The 1,011-nt window shown below is 47.7% G+C and carries 1 protein-coding gene and 1 pseudogene; one reads left to right on the top strand and one right to left on the bottom strand.

The genetic code is table 11. From position 1 onward, the window contains the following. Positions 1–385 (top strand): annotated as a pseudogene (gene srtN / locus ACWHAR_RS23420) (sirtuin NAD-dependent deacetylase); the annotation flags it as partial. Between the two features lie 23 nt (positions 386–408). Here the strand turns inward: srtN and ACWHAR_RS23415 are convergent. Next, a partial coding sequence (locus ACWHAR_RS23415; RefSeq protein ID WP_452087993.1) for a polysaccharide deacetylase family protein occupies positions 409–1,011 on the bottom strand: 603 nt, incomplete at its 5' end.

The following is a 1,011-nucleotide window of genomic DNA, read 5'->3' as shown; positions in this document are numbered from 1 at the left end:
TATCCAGACAGCAGCTTGTCCGGCATGCGGCGCCCGATATGATCTTCCCCATTTGCTGGAGCGGGAGGTGCCGGAGTGCACGGCGGCCGGAAACAATGGGGACATTTGCGGAACGGTATTAAAAACCGATGTTGTTCTCTTTGGCGACGCCGTCATGCACTTTGACACCCTTTATGAAAAGCTGGATCAAGCAGATCTTCTATTGGTTATCGGCACGTCTCTCGAAGTGGCTCCGGCTAGATTTGTGCCTGAGGATGCAAGTCTGATTCCCGGCATGAAGAAAGTCATCATAAACCTTGAACCAACGTATTGCGACAGCTTGTTTGACATGGTCATCCATCAAAAAATCGGTGAGTTTGCCCGAAGTTTGGGCATAAAAAAGTGAGCCGCCTTATGCGCCTCACTTTTTTATTCATGAACAGGAACCATTGTGTCCTCTAACACTCCGAAGGAATAGCCTTTTTCTTTTAATTTATTGATTAGTACCGGCAGCGCGTTTACGGTAGCGGGAATATCATGCATGAGAATCACATTCGGGCGGCCTGAAGAGCTGTGTTCCATATTTTCAAGCTGCTCTAACACGGCCGTCACATACTTTGAATTTCGGTATTTCCAGTCCATGCTGTCAATCGTCCAATCCCAGTATACAAAACCGTCTTTCTCAAGATTGCGGATTTGTGAGGGGGTTAGTGACGGTTTGCTTCCGTAGGGCGTTCTGACAAGAGCGGTTTTATATCCTGTAATGTCCTGCAGCGTGTCACGCGCCTCCTGCATTTCTTTTAGCGGAGATGTCGGTGTTTGATAGAACAATCTGTTATTGTGGGTAACGCCATGTAAACCGAGTGCGTTGCCTTCTTTTTCTGCTCTTTTCACAGCTTGTTTGAATTCGTTCATCCGCGGTGACAGCATAAAAAACGTCGCTTTTACATCAGCGCTTTTCAGCACATCGAGCAAGCGGGTTGTAACGGCTGAAGGGCCGTCGTCGAAGGTTAAGTAAACCGTTTTATCTCC

This window comes from Bacillus sp. LR--39, assembly GCF_053613335.1.
Note: the sequence above shows the minus strand (reverse complement) of the source record. Positions and strands in the feature narration are given on the sequence as shown.